The organism is Panacagrimonas perspica, from assembly GCF_004364935.1.
In the GTDB taxonomy this organism is placed as follows: Bacteria; Pseudomonadota; Gammaproteobacteria; order Nevskiales; family Nevskiaceae; genus Panacagrimonas; species Panacagrimonas perspica.
The window spans coordinates 249,491-267,897 of the sequence record NZ_SOBT01000010.1 but is presented as its reverse complement, the minus strand read 5'-3'; the positions used below and the strand labels follow the sequence as shown (position 1 = coordinate 267,897).

Sequence of the window (18,407 nt, the reverse complement as noted above, 5' to 3'; positions counted from 1 at the left end):
CACGCAGCGCCGGCGCGAATGCGCGGCCGATATCGCTTGTCACCTTCGACCCTTGGCGAACATGATCGGGGTTGTCTTCGTATGCCCCACCGGAATTCCAGATGAGTGAGTCATCCGATCAGGCCGATCTTGCGCGGCTGGTACGCGCCGTTCGCGGCCGTGTTCCACTCGATGCCGCGCAGTTGTTGAGCCGCGAGACACCCGAACGCGTCGGCGAGGTGCTGGCGGATCTGCCGCAGGATCTGGCCGATCGCATCCAGACGCACCTGCCGCCCGAACTGCGCCGCCAGGCGGCGGAAGAGATGGCGGAGGAAGTCGAAGGTACCGTCCACGAAATGATGGAGCCCGCGCTGGCGTTGCTGCCGGCGGCGACCACGGTGGCCGACGCCGTCGCGTTCCTGCGCGCGCATGCGACGCCGCAGCAGATCACCTACCTGTACGTCACCGGCGTCGACGACCGGCTGATCGGCATGATCGTCTTTCGCGATCTGTTGCTCGCCGAGCCGGAAGAGACGCTGGCCGAGGTGATGCTGCCGGATCCGTTCGCGATCCCGGTCGACATGGAAGTGACGGACGCGATCAAGGCGGCGCTGCATCGTCACTATCCGGTCTACCCGGTCGTGGACAGCGAGCAGCACGTCGTCGGCGTCATCCGCGGCTGGCGCCTGTTCGAACGCCAGGCCATGGAAATCAGCGCACAGTCGGGTCAGATGGTCGGTGTCGACAAGGAGGAGCGGCTCGCGACGACCTTCTGGAGCGCTTTCCGGATGCGGCATCCCTGGCTCCAGGTGAACCTGCTGACGGCCTTCCTGGCCGGCTTCGTCGTGAGCATGTTCGAAGGCACGATCTCGCAGATCGTCGCGCTGGCCGCGTTCCTGCCGATCCTCGCCGGCCAGAGCGGCAATACCGGCTGCCAGGCGCTGGCGATCACGCTGCGCGGCATCACGCTTGGCGACATCGAGAAATTCCCGGTGGCGGGACTGGTGCGCAAGGAGGTCATGCTGGGTGCGATGAACGGGCTGTTCACCGGCGTCGTCGCCGGTCTGGCGATGTGGTGGACCGCGAGTCGCGGCGGCAACGCGGACGCGATGCTGCTGGGCCTGGTGATCGTCCTGGCCATGGTCGGCAGCTGCATGATGTCCGGCATGTTCGGCGTGCTGGTGCCGATCACGCTGCGCCGCTTCGGCGCCGACCCGGCGACGGCGTCGAGCATTTTCCTGACGACGGGAACGGACATCGCGGGCATGGGCCTGATGCTGTTCCTGGCCACGACCTTGGTGTTGTAGCCCGGACGCGGTCCGGGGTTTCGCCTCGTCGGCGAGCAAGAGGCCCGGACTTCGTCCGGGCTACGGAGGACGGCGCGCTCCGGCGATAATCCGCCGGTGGACCCACTCGCCCTGACGCTCACCGTCTTCGCCTTTCTCACTTCCGCACTGTCGGGTCTGGCCGGCATGGGCGGTGGAACGATCCTGATCGGCGTGTTCTTCGCGCTGGGCCTGACGCCGGTGGAAGCCGTGCCGCTGTTCGCGGCAGTGCAATTCGTCTCCAACAGCTCGCGCACGATCGCCTACGTCCGGCACGTGGAATGGCACGGCGCCGCGTGGTTCGCGCTGGCGCTCGTCCCGGCGACGTTCCTGCTCGCGCCATTCGCCGAGGATGTGAATTCCGATGTCGTGCGATTGATCCTCGCGGGCCTGATCCTGGCGTCGCTGGTGCCCACGCGCGACGGCGCTGCTCCGCTGCCGCCGCGGCCCTCGTTCGTCCTGGCCGGCCTGCTCAACGGCAGCATCGGCATGTTCGTGGGCGCCACCGGGCTCTTCGTCGGGCGGCTGTTCCTGCGGCCGGAGTGGAGAAAGGAGACCACCATCGCCACGCTGGCCTTCACCCAGGTGATCGGACATGGCATGCGCGTGATCGCGTACGGCTTCGTCGGCTACAGCGCGCTGGCGCGTCCGGCTCTGCTGGTGCCGCTGTGTGTGGCCGTCGTCGCCGGCACATGGACCGGCAAGCACCTCAACGGGCGGATCAGCGAGGAGCGCTTCGCCGGCCTGTTCAAGGCCATCCTCGGCATACTCTCGATCAAGCTGCTCTTCGACGCGGCACGGGGATTCGGATGGATCTGAAACTGGTGATGCAGGCGCCCGAGGTGATCCGGCTGATCACGGCGGGCTTCAAGGCGGACACGCCGTTCTTCGCCATCGACGAGCTGCAGCACGGCTATCTGCGTGCGCACATGCCGTTCCGCAACTGGATGCTGCGGCCGGGCAACGTCATCTCCGGACCGGCCCTGTTCACGACCGCGGATCTGGCGATGTACGCGCTGGTGCTGTCGCACACCGGTCCGCAGCTGATGGCGGTGACGTCGAACCTGAATCTCAACTTCGTCAACAAGGGCCTGGCGGCCGACGTGCACGCCGAGGCCACGCTGCTCAAGCTCGGCCGCAAGATCGCCGTGATGGAGGTCAAGCTGCGCTGCGGCGACGATCCGGCGCTGGTTGCGCATGCCACCGGCAGCTATGCGCTGCCGACGCCGAAATAAGCCGTAGCCCGGACGAAGTCCGGGGTTTGGCCCGCATAGGTGCGCGACCCCGGACTTCGTCCGGGCTACGCCTTTGCTTCCATTTTGGAAGCAATCGAATTCCCTGGCCCCGGCTTATCAATCGCGCCCGCAAGTCCAGACTGATCGCGTCGCTCAAGCGACGTTTTTCCACCGGAGATCAGCATGGATTCGCACACGCTCTTTCGCACCGCCACCCGGGTCCTGGGCGAGATCGCGCCGGGGCTCGTCGCGGCGCCGGTCGTCGATCGCCTGATTCACCCGCGGCGGCTGTCGATCCGCGACTGGGAGCGTCCGGCCGCCGAGGTCGCACAGCGCGTGACGTTCCGCTCCGGGCTGTCGGGCCTGCGCTGGGGCGATCGCGGCCCGATCGTGCTGGCCCTGCATGGCTGGGAAGGACGGGCGACCCAGTTTCGCTACATCGCCGAAGCCGTGGTGCGTAGCGGCCGCACGCTGATCGCGCTCGATGCGCCGGGTCACGGCGGCTCGCCCGGTCATGTGGCGCATCCGGGTTTGTTCGCGGAATCGCTGATCGACGTCGCCGCCGAGATCACGGCAGAGGCCGGACAGCTCGAGACCGTCATCGGCCACTCGATGGGGGCCGGCGCTACCGCCTACGCGCTGGCGCAGGACCTGCCGGTGGAACGCGCCGTGCTGATCTCCGGGCCTTCGAGTTTCGAGGCGGTCGTGCGCAGCGCCGCCGAGATGGCCGGCCTGGGTCCGCGTGCGACGCAACGCGTGCTGCGTGCGATGGAGGATCACACCGGCCTTGCCCCGGAGGTGCTCGACGTTGCGAGCCTGGCGGCTCGCGTCGAGATCCCGGTGCTCGTGGTGCACGATCGCGACGATGCGTTCGTCGATTTCCACCACGCACAGCGCTTCGTCAGTCACGTGCCGGACGTGCGCCTGATCCAGACGCACGGCCTGGGTCATTGGCGTGTGCTCACCGACAGCGCGACGGTCGCGCGCATCGCCGGGTTCATCGCGCACAGCGCGCCGGTGGAGTTGGGCCGCGCGGCGTGAACCACGCGTAGCCCGGACGAAGTCCGGGATTCCGCCATCAAGCGGAACGAATCCCCGGGTGCATGAAAACGCTCCCGGACTTCGTCCGGGCTACGTCAGCATCCACTGCCGCTGCAGGCGATCCTCGCGCAGCCCGTGGCGCTGGCCCGGTTCGGGCATGGCTGCGAAGACTTCGCTGTCGAGCCGCCCAAACTCCGCGAGCCCGGCGTAGGCGGCGGAATCCATCCACCTTCGCGCGTGCGCCACCGACGGCCAGTGCGTGATCAGCGAGTACAGCACGGTGCCGTCGGAGGGCGCGATCTCCAGCGGCCCGACGAGGTGCCAGGGATGCGGTTCATGGTCGCCGGTTAAGGTCTCGAACCGGCGCGCACCGAATTCCTGCACGGCGCCGAGGCTCGCGTGCAGCGCGGCCAGTTGCGTTGCGTCGAGCGGCGCGGCGCGCTGGACGCGCGTCTCGCACATGTAGCGGTCGGATGCCGGCGTGCTGTCGTCGATGCGCTGCCACTTGCGGATGTAGACCGCCGTCCACCAGTTCTCGTAGGCCATCCGCTGCACTTCGCGGTGGTATTCGTGGTGTTGCCAGGCCTCCATGTCGGCAGCGCTGGCGAAGCGCACGCCGAAGTAGAGCCAGGTGGATGCGTGGATCGGTCCGCCGTAGACGGCCACGAAGCCCGGCTGCTGCATCGCCACCGGAACCGTCGCGCCCTGGCGTTCGAAGAACGCCCCTTCCTTGCCGGGGATGATCCGGAACCCTGCCTCCATCACGGTGAATGGGCTGCGCGCGGATTGCGGATCGGACACGACGTGAACCTCGATTGCGGGAGTGCCGTCCCGATTCTAGGTCGCGCCACGCGGGCGCCGCATGTATGGCGACGCCGCATGCCGCGGCGGCTGTGCTCCCCTCTCCCACAGGGAGAGGGGCCGGGGGTGAGGCGCGTCTGCTCGGAGTGCAACGTCAGTCCTGCAGCGCGCGCCCTCGCGTCTCGATGACCCACGGCATCATCAGCAGGCCGATGATGGGCACGAAGCCCACGTAGAAGAGCACGCTGACCGCGGAGTTGGTGCCCTGCGTGGCGACATATCCGACCATGAACGGGCCGATGGCTGCGAACACGCGGCCGACGTTGTAGCAGAAGCCCGCTCCGGTTCCGCGCAGCCGCGTCGGGAAGAGTTCGGGCAGGTAGTACGTGAAGCTGCCGAAAACGCCGAACACCGACAAGCCCACCAGGAAATAGAAGTACAGCCGGATCTGGCCCGGCCAGTCGATGCCGAAGGTCAGGAACATCGAGACGGCCGAGGCGATCCAGTAGATCGCGAACATCTTGCGGCGCCCGAGGTACTTGCTCGCCGGGATCGTCAGCAGGGTGCCGATCAGGCCGCCGAAGTTGAAGCACAGCGTGGCGAGCATCTTCCAGTCCTGCACCATCGCCAGCGTGGCCGGACCGGCCAGGCCCAGCGCTTCGGCGTTGGCTCTCGCAAGGCCCGAGGCGACGACCGGGATGAACGCGTTGCTGCTCCACCAGGTGATCAGCGCGATCAGCGCCATCAGGAAGCCGGAGCGCGTGTACGCCATCATCTGTGGCGTGAACAGTTCGGACAGGCGCGGCTTGGCCGCGGTCTCGGCCTGCTTGGCCCAGCGCTCGGGTTCCTTGACGAACAGCCGCACGATGAACGCGACACCCGCCGGCACCAGGCCGAACAGGAAGACGTAGCGCCAGGATTCCTCGGGCTGCGCCTTGAACCAGACGCCGGCCACCTGGTGATCCACGAACGTGGCCAGGAACAGTCCGAACGGCGCGGCCGTATAGAGCAGCGCACCGGCCTCGACCCGTTTCTCCTCGGGCACCGTCTCGGCCACCATCGCCGCACCTGCCGCCCATTCGCCGCCGATGCCCAGCGCCGCGACGATGCGGAAGGCCAGCAGCATCCAGATGTCGGTGACGAAGGCGCAGGCCGCCGTGCCCAGCGCGTACAGCAGCATCGTCAGCAGCAGTGTCTTCGTGCGCCCGATGCGATCACAGATCCAGCCGAAGATCACGCCGCCCGCGGCCCATCCGAGCAGCAGCACGGACGACATCACGCCGGTCCAGTACAAGGTGGCCTGCTTGGCCTCGGGCGAACCCAGCGGCAGGTTCAGCAAGGTGGGAACACAGTTGGGTGCGACGTAGTTGAAGAGCAGGCCGTCGAAGATGTCGAAGCCCCAGCCGAGCCACGCCGCGAACAGCACTGTCCATTGATAGCGCGTGAAGCCCAGCATGCTGCCCGTCTCCCTGTTCGTTCTGGCGAAAGGATGACAGATACGGGTTGCGCGACTGAAGGAGGGCTTGCCGCATAGCCCGGACGAAGTCCGGGATGGCCTCTCCCGGATGCGCCATGACCCCGGACTTCGTCCGGGCTACGGTCAGGTCAAGCGCGGCGTCGCCTCGGCCCGGCCCGCGCTACTGAGCATCCGCTCCAGCCGCGCATCCTTGCGCGACCAGATGCCGTTGATCCAGGTCTGGAAGCGCGCGCGGAATTCCTCGTCGCCCTCGTAATCACCGTGGATCAGCTCCGGCGGAATCGGCAGCGTGTCGACATGAATGGCCATGTGGCTCTGCTCGCCGCACAGCCAGCTCCACACCAGGCCCTTGGTCGCCGGCTGGTAGGCCAGCGTCACGTCGATGATGCCGGCAAACTGCTCGCCCATCGCATTGAGCGTGAACGACAGCCCCGCCGATTTGGGCTTGAGCAGATGACGGTAAGGCGAGGCGCTGGATGCGCGCTTGGATTCCGAGAAGCGCGTGCCCTCGAGGAAATTCACGACCGTGATCGGGCGCCGCCGGTACTTCTCGCAGAAGCGCTGCGTCGTTCGAAGATCTTCGCCGCGCAGCGCCGGGTTGGCCGCGATGGCCTCCTTCGAATGACGCTTCATGAACGGCATGTCCAGCGCCCAGCAGGCAAGGCCGACGATGGGAATCCAGATCAGTTCCTTCTTCAGGAAGAAGCGCGGGAAATGCGTGCGGCCGTAGAACAGGTCGAACAGGATCTGGATGTCGGCCCAGGACTGGTGGTTGCAGATCAGCAGGTAGCTCTTCTGTGGGTCGAGCTGGGCGCGGTAGTCCAGATGCCAGGCCGGCGCGTGCATGACGCGATAGACGAGCTGGTTCGAGGCGACCCACTGGCTGGCGACCTCGACGATCAGCGGAGAGAGTGCGTTCTGGACGAATCCGAACGGCAGCAACGCCCTCAGCAGCACCAGCGGCATCAGCACCATACCGCCCCAGAACAGCAGCACGACCGACATGGTTGCGAATGTCAGCGCGCCTACCAGCCATGCAGGGAGCAGTACGGAAATCATTTGCCGCGAATTTGCGTGGTTCAGTCTTTCCGTTGGTGATAGGCGGGCGACAACTGGTGCAGGGCCTCGATCATCGCGCCGGCATGATCCGGCGAGGTCTGCGGCAGGATGCCGTGTCCCAGATTGAAGATGTGTCCCGGTCCATGACCGTAGTCGGCCAGTACGCGGGCGGTTTCCTCGCGGATGCGCTCGGGCTTGGCGAAGAGCGTGATCGGGTCGAGGTTGCCCTGCAGCGCCACGCGACCGCCGACGCGCCGGCGCGCATCGGCCAGCGACGTCGTCCAGTCCACGCCCAGTGCCGCGCAGCCGGTGTCGGCCATCTTCTCCAGGTGCTGGCCGCCGTTCTTCGTGAACAGGATCACCGGCACGCCGGGCGCGGTCTTGGCCAGCCGCTCGACGATGCGCTTCATCGGGTTCAGCGAGAAGCGCTGGTAGCTCTCGGGCGTCAGCACGCCACCCCAGGTGTCGAAGATCATCAGCGCGTCGGCGCCGGCGGCATGTTGCGCGGCCAGATACGTCGAGACCGACTCCACCAAGGTCGACAGCAGGCCGTCGAAGGCCTCGGCCTCGTCGAACATCATCTTCTTGATGACGGCGAAGTCGTGGCCGCCGCGGCCCTCGACCATGTAGGTGGCCAAGGTCCAGGGGCTGCCAGCGAAACCGATCAGCGGCATGCGGTCGCCCAGCGCGCCGCGGATCGTGCGCACGGCGTCCATCACGTAGCGCAGCTCGCCTTCGGGATCGGGCGCCGCGAGCCGGCGGATCGCATCGAGGGTGCGGATCGGCCGGTCGAACAGGGGGCCTTCGCCTTCGACGAAGCGCAGGCCCAGCCCCATCGCGTCCGGGATGGTCAGGATGTCGGAGAACAGGATCGCGGTATCCAGCGGGTAGCGGTCCAGCGGCTGCAAGGTCACCTCGCAGCACAGCTCCGGATTGCGGCACAGCGACATGAAGTCGCCCGCCTTGGCGCGGCTCGCGCGATATTCGGGCAGATAGCGCCCGGCCTGCCGCATCATCCAGACCGGCGTGCGGTCCACAGGTTCGCGGCGCAGTGCACGCAGGAATCGATCATTACGCAGCGTTTTCATGATTTTCCGTATGGACGGGAGCTCGTTCAGGCGTCAGTTTAGCGAGCGCGGGCGCCGCTTCGCGTGGCCATCGCAAGGAACAGACCTTTGTTGCGGATCTCCAGGGCCCATGGCCCGGTGTATCGCCGGTCCAAATATTCGAATTCGGGAGTGAGGAGATGCATAAGGACTGGCAGCGCGTCCGCAGGGACGGCGTTCGGGTGGATCGTTGGCTCGCGGCAGGCGGCGTGATCCTGTTCCTGCCGGCGGCCTGGGCGCAGGCCCCGGAGGCTGCAACGGAGGCTCTCCAGCCGGTCGGTCCGACCGACACCGTCACCGTGACGGCCACGCGCGTGGCCCGACCCGCCTTCGAAGTGCCGGCGTCGATCGACGTCATCGGCGGCGAGTCCTTCAGCGAGGACACGCTGGGCGTGAACCTGTCGGAGGGCCTGGCCGGCGTGCCGGGGCTGCTGGCGCGTGATCGCCAGAACTACGCGCAGGACACCCAGATCTCGATCCGCGGCTTCGGCTCGCGCGCCTCGTTCGGCATCCGTGGTCTGCGCCTGTACCTCGACGGCATCCCGGCGACGCAGCCGGATGGCCAGGGACAGGTCTCGCACTTCAACCTCGCGACGGCCGATCGCGTCGAAGTGCTGCGTGGGCCGTTCTCGACGCTGTACGGCAATTCCTCCGGCGGCGTGATCCAGATGTTCACGGCCGACGGCGCCGAACCCTCGCGCATCAGCGGCGGCTTCGCGGCCGGCAGCTTCGGCACCTGGCGCGCCAACGCGGGCGCCAGCGGTCGCAGCGGCGGGGCGGACTACACGTTCGACTACACGCATTTCGAGACCGACGGCTATCGCGACCACAGCGAGGCCGAACGCGAGTCGCTCAACGGCAAGGTCAACTTCGCCATCGGCACCAACGGCAAGCTCACGCTGGTCGGCAATTACTTCGATTCGCCGGACACGCAGGATCCGCTGGGCCTGACGCGCGACCAGTTCCGGGACGATCCGGAGCAGGCGACCTCGGTGGCCGAGCAGTTCAACACGCGCAAGAGCGCCGAGCAGACGCAGCTGGGGGCGATCTACGAGCACGCGCTCGGCGCGCATACCGTGCGGCTGCTGGCCTACGGTGGTAGCCGCAAGGTCGAGCAGTTCCTGGCGCTGCCCGCCGCCACGCAGGGCAATCCGCTGAACTCGGGCGGCGTCGTGGATCTGGATTCGGACTACGGCGGCACCGACCTGCGCTGGTCCTGGCGCGGCCTGCTCGGTCCGCGCCCGCTGACCCTGGTCGCCGGCATGAACTACGACCTGCTGTCGCAGGACCGTCGCGGCTTCCTGAACTTCACCGGCACCGGCGACACGCAGGAACTCGGCGTGAAGGGCGCGGCCAAGCGCGATGAAGTCAACGACATCGACAACTTCGACCAGTACGCGCAGGCCACGGTCGAGCTGGCCGAGCGCTGGTCGCTGATGACCGGCGTGCGCCACAGCCGGATCAGCTTCGACTCGGACGACAAGTTCATCGTCGGCACCAACGGCGACGACAGCGGCAAGACCCACTACTCCAAGACCACGCCGGCCGCCGGCCTGCTGTATCGCGCCCGGCCGGACCTGCATCTCTACGGCGCATGGGCGCGCGGCTTCGAGACGCCGACGTTCGCGGAACTCGCGTACCGGCCGGACGGCGAGTCGGGCCTGAACTTCGACCTGGACCCCGCACGAACGAACAACGCCGAGCTCGGTGCGAAGTGGCGCATGGGGCACACGCTGCGCGTGAATCTCGCGGTGTTCCGCACGCTGACGCGCGACGAGATCGTCGTGGCCACCAACATCAACGGCCGCTCGACGTTCCAGAACGCCGGCCGTACGCGCCGCCAGGGCATAGAGCTGGGCATCGAGAGCAAGCCCATCGAGAACTGGACGCTCGCCGCCGCCTGGACGCTGCTCGACGCCAGCGTGCGCGAGACCTACCTGACCTGCCTGGCCGCGCCCTGCGCGACGCCGAACGCGCCGGTCGAGCGCGGCAACGACATCCCGGGCGTGCCGGAATCCGCCGTCACCGGATCCATCGTCTGGGGCGCGCGCACCGGCTGGCATGCGGGTGTGGATGCGCGCTACATCGACTCGGTGCCGGTCAACGACACGAACGTGGCGTCGGCGCCGTCGTATGCGCTGGTCGGACTCGACGGCGGCTACGTCTTCGCACGGCCTTGGGGCCGTCTGCGCACCTTCGTGCGCGTGGACAACCTGTTCGACGAGGAATACGTCGGCTCGGTGATCGTCAATGACGGCAACAGCCGCTTCTACGAGCCAGGGCCGGAGCGCAGTTTCCTGGCCGGCATTCGTCTGGACTGGAACTACTGAAGGTCCGTCTTGCCACCTCTCCCCATGCGCGGTTTGCATGGGGAGACGGCCGAGGTGAGGGGCCGGCTTTTTTCCAGGACCGCGAACAGCGCGAATCATCGAGCACTGTTTCCGACGTCGACCCCGCATCCCGGCAATTTGATCGGACGGTTTTTCAGCTGAGCGTCGACCTCCGCTTCGCCCTCTCTCCAAAACGCATCACCCATCCGCCGACGCGCAGACGACGCTTTTCGCCGTCGTTTTGTCCCTTCCTGCGCAGACCGCAGACGCAGACTGCCTCGCATCGAATCACGATCCGAGGACACGATGAGACTGGCAGGCAAGACGGCATTGATCACGGGCGGAACCAGCGGCATCGGCCTTGCGACCGCAAGCCTGTTTGTGCGGGAAGGCGCCAAGGTCGCGGTGACGGGGCGCGACACATCCAGATTCGATGAGGTCAGGACGGCGCTCGGTCCGGACGCGTTGATCATCGAGGCCGAGGTTCGTTCTGCGGCCGACATGAAGGAGATGAGCCGGCTCGTGAAGGCGCGCTTCGGCGCGCTCGACATCTTCTTCGGGAACGCAGGCCGCGCCTTGCCCTCACCGCTCGAGACGACGGACGAGGCGCTGTACGACGAGCTGATGGACAGCAACGTGAAGGGCCTGTTCTTTTCGATGCAGGCGATCTCGCCGCTGCTGCGCGAAGGCAGCTCGGTGGTTCTGAACACCAGCTTCCTCAACCAGACCGGGAGGATCGGGCTGTCGCTCACGGCCGCGTCGAAGGCTGCCGTGCGTTCGCTGGCGCGGACGTGGTCGCAGGAACTCCTGCCTCGCCGCATCCGCGTCAACGCCGTGTCGCCCGGCTTCATCCGCACGCCGATCATGGCCCGGATGGGGCTGGGTCCCGACGAGGTCAAGCAGCAGCAGGCCGGGGCCGCCACGCTGGTTCCGATCGGCCGCATGGGAGAGCCCGAGGAGATCGCCGCCGCGGCGCTGTTCCTGGCCAGCGACGAATCCCGCTACGTCGTCGGCGCTGAACTGGTGGTCGACGGCGGGATCTCGCAGCTCTGAGCGGATGCCGCTCTGACGTTCACAACCGGAGGTCACCCATGTCCAAAGTCGTCGTCCAGATCCCGCAGGACAATCCCCTGTGGAAGTCCGATCACGCGGCGTTCGAGAAATATGGCTACTCGCCGGCGGTGCGCGCCGGGGGTCTGCTCTTCATCGCCGGCGTCGTCGGTTTTCGGCCCGATGGCAGCGTTCCGGAATCCGTCGCGGAACAGTCCGAGCTGGCGTTGCAACGCGCGCAGGAACTGCTGCGGCTCGAAGGCCTGACGATGGCGGACCTGGTCGAGGTCGTCAGCTATCACGTCGATCTCGAGAAGCACCTGGCTGCGTTCATGCCCGCCAAGGAACGCTATTTCCAGGAACCGTTTCCGACGTGGACGATCATCGGCATCCAGGCGCTCGCGTTGCCGGAGCTGAAGGTCGAGATCCGCAGTGTGGCGGCGTTGAAGACGTAGCCCGGGTGAAACTCGGGATTCCACTCCGATAGCGAGAAAAGCCCCGGGTTTCACCCGGGCTACGCGTTCAATTCAAGCGCGACTCCGAGCGCGCCTGATCGCCTTCGCGGGCAGCGGACGTCGACCGCGGAACCTGGGGGCCATCGCGCTTCCCGCCCGACCCTTCCTTGCGCAGCGCGCGCGGCGTCTGTCCGAGCACGCGCAGGAAGGCGTGCCGCATGCGATCCGTGTCGGCGAATCCGACGGAACGCGCGATCGCATCGAGCGATTCGCGCCCTTCCTCGATCCGCGGTTTCGCCGCCTCGACGCGCAGCCGCTCGACCAGCTTGGCCGGCGTCGTGCCGATGGCCTTGAAGAACGAGCGCCCGAACTGCCGCACGCTCAGGTTGGCGATGTCGGCAAGCCGTTCGAGCGGCAGCGAGTGTTCGAGGTTCTCGCGCATGAACGACAGCACGCGACGCATGCGGTCGGAGTCGGGATCGAGCCTCAGCAGCGAGGAGAACTGCATCTGGCCGCCTGCGCGGCGGTGATAGACGACGAGCTGGCGCGCCACCGTCCGCGCCGCGGTCTTGCCGAGGTCTTCCTCGATCAGGCTCAGCGCCAGATCGATGCCGGCGGTGATGCCGGCGGACGTCCAGATACGATCGTCGTGCGTGAAGATGCGATCGCCGTCGACCTGCACCTGCGGATGACGCCGCTGCAGTTCGGGCGCATACATCCAGTGCGTGGTCGCGCGCCGCCCGTCCAGCACGCCGGATGCGGCGAGAATGAATGCGCCCACGCACACGCTCGCAACGCGCCGGATACCGCTGTCGTAGGCGGCGCGGACGATGGCGGTGTGCTCGGGCTCCACGGCGCGCAGCACCGTGCCCTCACCGCCGATCACGAACAAGGTGTCGAGCCCGTCGATCTCCATGGGCTCGGTGCCGACCGTGACGCCTTCGGAGCTTTTCACCAGGCCGCCGGACGTCGAGAGCACGCGAATCCGGTAGCGCTCGCCGCCCAGCCAGTTGGCGAGATGGAACGGTTCCAGCGCGCCGCTCAGATCCAGCAACGTGAACGCGGGCGTGATGAAGAAGCCGATCGTCAACGGTGGGCGGTGCGTCATGGCGGGTCCTGGAAAAACGATCGGTCCAGCCTACAGAAGCCGAAACCAGACGGGTGGCAGGCGTCCTGAATCGACGGAACTTCGTCCATCCGCCCCGTTGCCGGCTCTCCAGACTTCAGTCCCCACCCAGGAGACCTCCATGAAAATCGCCTGCTTTCTCTACCCGAAGTTCACCTCGGCCGATCTGATCAACCCGATCACGATCTGGCAGTTCGTTCCCGGCGTGCAGTTCGAATTCATCGCCGCCGAGAGGGGCCCGGTCGACACGGACACGGGCCTGTCCTTCAACGCATCGCACTCCTACGCCGACGCCTCGCCGAATCCGGACGTGGTGTTCGTTCCGGGCGGCGCCAAGCCCACGCTCGACGCCCTGTCCGACCGGGCGCTGCTCGACGCGATCGCCCGCCTGGGCCAGAACGCGAGCTGGGTGACCAGTGTGTGCACCGGGTCCCTGCTGCTGGGCGCCGCTGGCCTGTTGAAGGGCTACCGCTCGGCATGCCACTGGTACCCGCGCGAGTGGCTGGCGAAGTTCGGCGCGACGCCGGCGGACGACCGCGTCGTGATCGATCGCAACCGCGCCACCGGCGGCGGCGTCACGGCGGGAATGGATTTCGCCCTCCACATGGTGGGCAAGTGGGGCGGCGAAGCATCGGGGCGCCTGATCGAGTTGATCGTCGAGTACGCGCCGGAGCCTCCCCACGGTACGGGGCGCCCCGAACTCGCGGACGCGGCGACCTTGTCGACGGCGCGCCAGTTCATGGCCGCCGAGTTCTCCGAGTCGGTGGTGGATCAGGCGGCGCAGCGGCTGGCGCAGTCGAAGCGTGATGCGGCGGTTCCGGCCTGAGTCTGGCCTTGTTCCCTCTCCCTGCTGTCGCGGGGAGACGGAGCGCCCGAACTGGAAGCAGCCTCAGCCCAGCAACGCCGCGTGATGCCGCAGATGATCCGCAACGAAGCTCTGGATGAACCAGTACGAGTGGTCGTATCCCTCGTGGCGGCGCAGCTTCAGTTTCTGGCCCGAGGCCTTGGCGGCGGCTTCGAGCGCTTCTGGCTGAAGCTGTTTTTCGAGGAACTGATCGGCCAGTCCCTGATCGACGAGCACCTCGCAGGGATGCGCCTTGGCCCGCATCAGCACGCTGGCGTCGTAAGCCTCCCACGAGGTCCGATCCGTGCCCAGGTAATTGCCGAAGGCTTTCTCGCCCCAGGGCACCGCCACCGGGTTGCTGATCGGTGCGAACGCCGAGACCGAGCGCCAGCGATCGGGGTTGCGCAGCGCTGTCACCAGCGCCCCGTGGCCGCCCATCGAGTGGCCGAAGATGCCGCGACGATCGGTGGCGGCCGGAAAGTTCGCCTCGATCAGCGCCGGCAGTTCGAGGTTCACGTAGCTGCCCATGCGGTAGTTCGTCGCCCACGGCGCCTGCGTGGCGTCGAGATAGAAGCCGGCGCCGACGCCGAAGTCCCACGCGTCCGAGTCGCCCGGCAGATTCAGTCCGCGCGGGCTGGTGTCGCAGGCCACCAGCATCAGGCCGAGTTCGGCCGCCAGGCGCTGCGCGCCGGCCTTGATGACGAACGTCTCCTCGGTGCAGGTCAGGCCGGCCAGGTAGTACAGCGCGGGCACCTTCCGGTTGGGGCCCGCTTGCGAGGGCGTGAAGACCGCGAAGCGCATCTCGGTGCCGGTTTCGCGGGAAGCATGGGCGTGGAAGCTCATGCGGCCGCCGAAGCAGGCGTTCTCGCTGCGCAAGGTGAGGCTCATCGTCGAATCGCTCCAAGGGTCGCGGGGTCCGCGAAAGGCGCGAAAGTAACGGCGTCAGGCCGCGCCAACAAGTTCAGGAACCCGGCGGGCGATCCGCAGGTGGTGTCGAGGCTGCCGTGGGCGAGGATTCCGGCTGCGGCGGATCGGGTTGGGTGATCGTGGGCGTGCTCTCCGCCGTCACGACGACGAAGGGTTTCTGGTCGACCACCTCGGTGTCGAACTCGCGCACGCGCCAGGCCGCATAGATGGCGTAGACGAGCATCGCGGCGGCGATGCCCACGTACAGCCCGGACGGACCGATCAGCGCGATCAGCGACGACGTGCTCAAGGGGCCGATGCACTGCCCGATGCCGTGGCACAGCAGCAGGCTCGCGTTGGACGCCACGTGCTGGCGGCCGCCGGTGCGATCGTTCAGGCGCGCCAGGCAGGCTGGGTACAGGCAGGCGGCCGTGCCGGTGAACAGCATCGTGAAGAGGTACAGCAGCGGCGTGGAGTAGCGCCCGAGCAGGGCCACCAGCGCAGCGCTCACGCTGATCGCCACAGCCAGCCCGATGATCACGCGACGCCGGTCGAAATGGTCGGACATGCGCCCCACCGGCACCTGGAACAGCATCATCCCAAGCACCGCGCAGGCCAGATACGTCGCCGTCGTATGCGTGTCGTTGAACAGGTGCTGCACGTAGATCGGCGACAGCTGGTAGAACGACGCCATCGTGAAACCGGACATCAGCGCGCCGAACACGCTGATATGCGAAGCCGCGAACAGGGCACGAACCGGCAGTCGCTCGGCGGTATGCGTGGCCGGCGCCGGCTGGCGCGTCAGGCACAGCGGGATCATCGAGGCCACGGCCAGCCCGGCGGCCAGGCTGAACGCGCGAAAATCGGTGGGCTCGTTGAGCGCCACCATCCATTGCCCGATCGCGCCGGCCACGTAGTAATTGACCATATACAGGCCCAGGAAGCGGCTGCGCGTCTCCGGCCGCGCATGGGCATTGATCCAGCTCTCGAGCACGACCATCAGCAGCGCGCTCGAAAAACCCTGCGCGGCCCGCAGCACCGCCCACAGGTAGGGATTCACTTCCGAGCCCTGACCGAGCGTCGCGCAACACAGCACGGCCGCGAAGGCCGAGAACGCGCGGATGTGGCCGACGCGGCGGATCAGGCGCGGGCCGAACACCGATCCGAGCATGAAGCCGAACGAGTTGTGCAGCATCACCAGGCTGATCGTGCTCGCGGCGAACCCTTCGGCCGACATGCGCAGGCTCAGGTTCGTGGACAGCAGCATCTGGCCGGCGAGCAGCAGCGCGGCGGCGAGGAAGACCGAGAAGGCGGAGGCGACGAGACCCAGCATGGGACGTCGATTTTAGAGCGGTGCCCGTCCCCGTAACCCGGACGAAGTCCGGGGTTGCGCTCAATGGGAGGGCGAGATCCCGGACTTCGTCCGGGCTACGGTTGTTGCAGCGTGTCTCGAATCAGGCCTCGCGCGCCGCCTTGTTCGCCTCGTGCTTGCGCTTGCTCGGCAGCGTGCCCATCAGCTTGCAGATGATGCCGAGCATGATCTCGTCCGCGCCGCCGCCGATCGACACCAGCCGCGTGTCGCGATAGGCGCGGGCGACGTTGGTCTCCCACATGTAGCCCTGGCCGCCCCAGTACTGCAGGCAGCCGTCGGTGACCTCGCGCGCCACGCGCCCGGCCTTGAGCTTGGCGATGGACGCCAGCATCGTCGCGTCACGGCCGGCCACGTATTCCTCGCAGGCCTGGTAGGTCAGGGCGCGCAGGCACTCCACCTCGGCGCGAAGTTCGGCCAGCCGGAAATGCACCGACTGGTTGTCGAGCACGCTCTGGCCGAAGGCCTGGCGCTGGCGCGTGTACTCCACGGTCTCGTCGATGATGTTGAACAGCCCGTCGATGCTGTTGGCGGCGCCGAACAGGCGCTCTTCCTGGAACTGGATCATCTGGTAGGTGAAGCCCATGCCTTCCTTGCCGATCAGGTTGCGCTGCGGGACGCGCACCTCGTCGAGGAAGATCATCGCGGTGTCGGAGCAGCGCATGCCCAGCTTGTCGAGCTTGGTCTTGCGATCGATGCCCTTGGCGTCCAGCGGCACCACGATCAGGCTCTTGTTGGCGTGGACCTTGCCCTCGCCGGTGTTCACCAGCATGCAGGCCCAGTCGGACTGCGTGCCGTTGGTGATCCACATCTTCGAGCCGTTGATGACGTAGTCGCCGCCTTCCTTGCGCGCGCTGGTCTTGATGCTGGCCACGTCGGACCCGGCGCCGGCCTCCGACACCGCGATCGAGCAGCACATGTCGCCGGCGACGACGGGGGCGAGGTATTCGGCCTGCAGCGCCGGCGAGCCGAAGCGGGCCAGCGCGGGCGTCGCCATGTCGGTGACCACCCCGATGCCCATCGGCACGCCGCCGCACAGGCAATTGCCCAGGGCCTGCGCCAGGATCATCTGGAAGCTGTAGTCGAGGCCCTGACCGCCGACGCTTTCCGGCTTGTTGATGCCCAGCAGGCCCAGCCCGCCCATCTTCTTGAGCACTTTGTGCGCGGGCCAGATGCCGTCGCGCTCCCATTCCGCGACGTGCGGATTGATTTCGTCCTGCACGAACTTCTTGACGGTCCGGTACAGCTCCTTGTGCTCGTGGGAAAGAATCATTACGTGGGCCTCGGCTATGAACGCAGGAGTCGAATATAGCGGCAAACATCGCCCACGACGTTGCAGTGACCGGGCGTCCTTCGGGTCGAACGGAACGATCTATTACTGGGGAGCGGACGGCGCCACGCAGCCGCCGATCTGCACCTCGAACAACTGCGGCCAGTACTTGCCGGTGACCAGCAGGCGCGAGCGGCGCTCGTCCCAGGCCAGGCCGTTGAGGTCGGTCTCCGTGGGATGCAGCGGCGGTGGCCACGTGAGCCGCTGACGCAGCGCGTGGAAGTCGAACCAGCCGGTGACGGCGCCGCTCGAAGGATCGATCACTGCCACTTCGTCCGAGTGCCAGATGTTGGCCAGCACTTCTCCGCGGACGTTCTCGAGTTCGTTCAGCAGTTTCAGCGGCTGCCCGCGGACCTGGACCCTCACGCGCCGTTCTTCGGCGAGGGTCGTCGGGTGCAGCACGCGCAGCCAGGGCGAACCGTCGCTGAGGATCAGGCGCTCGCCCGCCGGCGTGGCGAGGGTGGTCAGGCCCCAGCCTTCGCCGGGATAGGGCAGCGTCCCCTTGGGCTGGAGCGACAGGTCGTAGAAGTACGCCGTGTTCTCGCGCCAGCTCAACTGGACCAGCCGGTCGCCGATCTTCGCGAGGCCCTCGCCAAAAACGTTGGCGGGCAGGGCCTGCGATCGGAGCACGCGGCCGTCGGCAAGGTTCACCTCGTGCACGCCGGAACGCCCGTACTGCCCCACGCTCTCGAACATCCGTCCTTCGAAGATCACCAGGCCTTGCGTGAAATGCTGAGGATCGTGCGTGTGCGTGGCGAGCAGTTGCCACTGACGCTCGCACGGCTCAGGTGCAGCGGGATTCTGCGCGTGCGCGGACGTCCACGACGTGCACGCGACGCTGAGCATGGCGACCTGCAACGCGCGAAACATCGCGTGACGCTGATTGACTTTTATACGTAAGCGCCTAAAGTCCAGAAGCGCGAAGAGCATGTTTTCTTCGACGAAATTTCTATGGGGCAGGTGTGGCATTTTCA

General features: G+C 67.0%; 17 protein-coding genes. 8 read left to right on the top strand and 9 right to left on the bottom strand.

Annotated elements, in window-relative coordinates; genetic code table 11:
• Positions 1–101 precede the first annotated feature (101 nt).
• The 4 genes from DFR24_RS17970 (at position 102) to DFR24_RS17955 (ending at position 3,580) form a co-directional block, all read left to right on the top strand.
• A complete protein-coding gene (locus tag DFR24_RS17970) occupies positions 102–1,286 on the top strand; it encodes a magnesium transporter (protein ID WP_133882799.1) in 1,185 nt (394 codons plus the stop codon).
• Between the two features lie 96 nt (positions 1,287–1,382).
• A complete protein-coding gene (locus DFR24_RS17965) occupies positions 1,383–2,123 on the top strand; it encodes a sulfite exporter TauE/SafE family protein (RefSeq protein ID WP_246051703.1) in 741 nt (246 codons plus the stop codon).
• Positions 2,114–2,539: a PaaI family thioesterase gene (locus tag DFR24_RS17960; RefSeq protein ID WP_133882798.1), complete on the top strand. Its 426-nt coding sequence runs from the start codon at positions 2,114–2,116 to the stop codon at positions 2,537–2,539. Before DFR24_RS17965 ends, DFR24_RS17960 begins: the two co-directional genes overlap by 10 nt.
• A 183-nt stretch (positions 2,540–2,722) precedes the next feature.
• A complete protein-coding gene (locus DFR24_RS17955) occupies positions 2,723–3,580 on the top strand; it encodes an alpha/beta fold hydrolase (protein ID WP_133882797.1) in 858 nt (285 codons plus the stop codon).
• Between the two features lie 90 nt (positions 3,581–3,670).
• Here the strand turns inward: DFR24_RS17955 and DFR24_RS17950 are convergent, their stop codons facing one another.
• From DFR24_RS17950 to hemE, 4 genes are all read right to left on the bottom strand, one after another.
• Entirely contained in the window at positions 3,671–4,381 is a 711-nt protein-coding gene (locus DFR24_RS17950; RefSeq protein ID WP_133882796.1) for an antibiotic biosynthesis monooxygenase family protein, read from the bottom strand.
• A 154-nt stretch (positions 4,382–4,535) separates the two neighbouring features.
• Positions 4,536–5,837 carry an MFS transporter gene (locus DFR24_RS17945; RefSeq protein WP_133882795.1) on the bottom strand — a complete coding sequence of 434 codons (1,302 nt, stop codon included), beginning with the start codon at positions 5,835–5,837 and terminating at the stop codon, positions 4,536–4,538.
• A gap of 144 nt (positions 5,838–5,981) precedes the next feature.
• On the bottom strand, positions 5,982–6,917 hold the full coding sequence (locus tag DFR24_RS17940; RefSeq protein ID WP_133882794.1) for an acyltransferase: 936 nt from the start codon (positions 6,915–6,917) through the stop codon (positions 5,982–5,984).
• 20 nt (positions 6,918–6,937) lie between these two features.
• Entirely contained in the window at positions 6,938–8,005 is a 1,068-nt protein-coding gene (hemE, locus tag DFR24_RS17935) for a uroporphyrinogen decarboxylase (protein WP_133882793.1), read from the bottom strand.
• Between the two features lie 158 nt (positions 8,006–8,163).
• On the opposite strand from hemE, the gene DFR24_RS17930 reads away from it, so the two are divergent.
• From DFR24_RS17930 to DFR24_RS17920, 3 genes are all read left to right on the top strand, one after another.
• Complete coding sequence (locus tag DFR24_RS17930) at positions 8,164–10,353, top strand: TonB-dependent receptor family protein (protein WP_133882792.1); 2,190 nt, start codon at positions 8,164–8,166, stop codon at positions 10,351–10,353.
• Positions 10,354–10,659: 306 nt separating this feature from the next.
• On the top strand, positions 10,660–11,406 hold the full coding sequence (locus DFR24_RS17925; protein WP_133882791.1) for an SDR family oxidoreductase: 747 nt from the start codon (positions 10,660–10,662) through the stop codon (positions 11,404–11,406).
• A 38-nt stretch (positions 11,407–11,444) separates the two neighbouring features.
• On the top strand, positions 11,445–11,858 hold the full coding sequence (locus DFR24_RS17920; protein ID WP_133882790.1) for a RidA family protein: 414 nt from the start codon (positions 11,445–11,447) through the stop codon (positions 11,856–11,858).
• Between the two features lie 67 nt (positions 11,859–11,925).
• Here the strand turns inward: DFR24_RS17920 and DFR24_RS17915 are convergent, their stop codons facing one another.
• Positions 11,926–12,966 (bottom strand): GlxA family transcriptional regulator, encoded by a 1,041-nt coding sequence (locus DFR24_RS17915; protein WP_133882789.1) that lies wholly within the window; start codon positions 12,964–12,966, stop codon positions 11,926–11,928.
• A gap of 139 nt (positions 12,967–13,105) precedes the next feature.
• Between DFR24_RS17915 and DFR24_RS17910 the strand changes: the two genes are divergently transcribed.
• Positions 13,106–13,810, top strand: a complete 705-nt coding sequence (locus DFR24_RS17910) for a DJ-1/PfpI family protein (RefSeq protein ID WP_162851302.1) — start codon at positions 13,106–13,108, stop codon at positions 13,808–13,810.
• 63 nt (positions 13,811–13,873) lie between these two features.
• On the opposite strand, the gene fghA is transcribed toward DFR24_RS17910, so the two are convergent.
• From fghA to DFR24_RS17890, 4 genes are all read right to left on the bottom strand, one after another.
• Positions 13,874–14,716, bottom strand: coding sequence for an S-formylglutathione hydrolase (fghA, locus tag DFR24_RS17905; protein WP_133882787.1), 843 nt, complete (start codon positions 14,714–14,716; stop codon positions 13,874–13,876).
• Between the two features lie 73 nt (positions 14,717–14,789).
• Positions 14,790–16,067: an MFS transporter gene (locus tag DFR24_RS17900; RefSeq protein WP_133882786.1), complete on the bottom strand. Its 1,278-nt coding sequence runs from the start codon at positions 16,065–16,067 to the stop codon at positions 14,790–14,792.
• A gap of 121 nt (positions 16,068–16,188) precedes the next feature.
• The gene (locus DFR24_RS17895; RefSeq protein ID WP_133882785.1) at positions 16,189–17,376 is read right to left on the bottom strand and encodes an acyl-CoA dehydrogenase family protein; all 1,188 of its coding nucleotides are present in this window, start codon (positions 17,374–17,376) and stop codon (positions 16,189–16,191) included.
• A 102-nt stretch (positions 17,377–17,478) separates the two neighbouring features.
• Positions 17,479–18,279 carry a glutaminyl-peptide cyclotransferase gene (locus DFR24_RS17890; RefSeq protein WP_162851301.1) on the bottom strand — a complete coding sequence of 267 codons (801 nt, stop codon included), beginning with the start codon at positions 18,277–18,279 and terminating at the stop codon, positions 17,479–17,481.
• Positions 18,280–18,407: the final 128 nt, after the last annotated feature.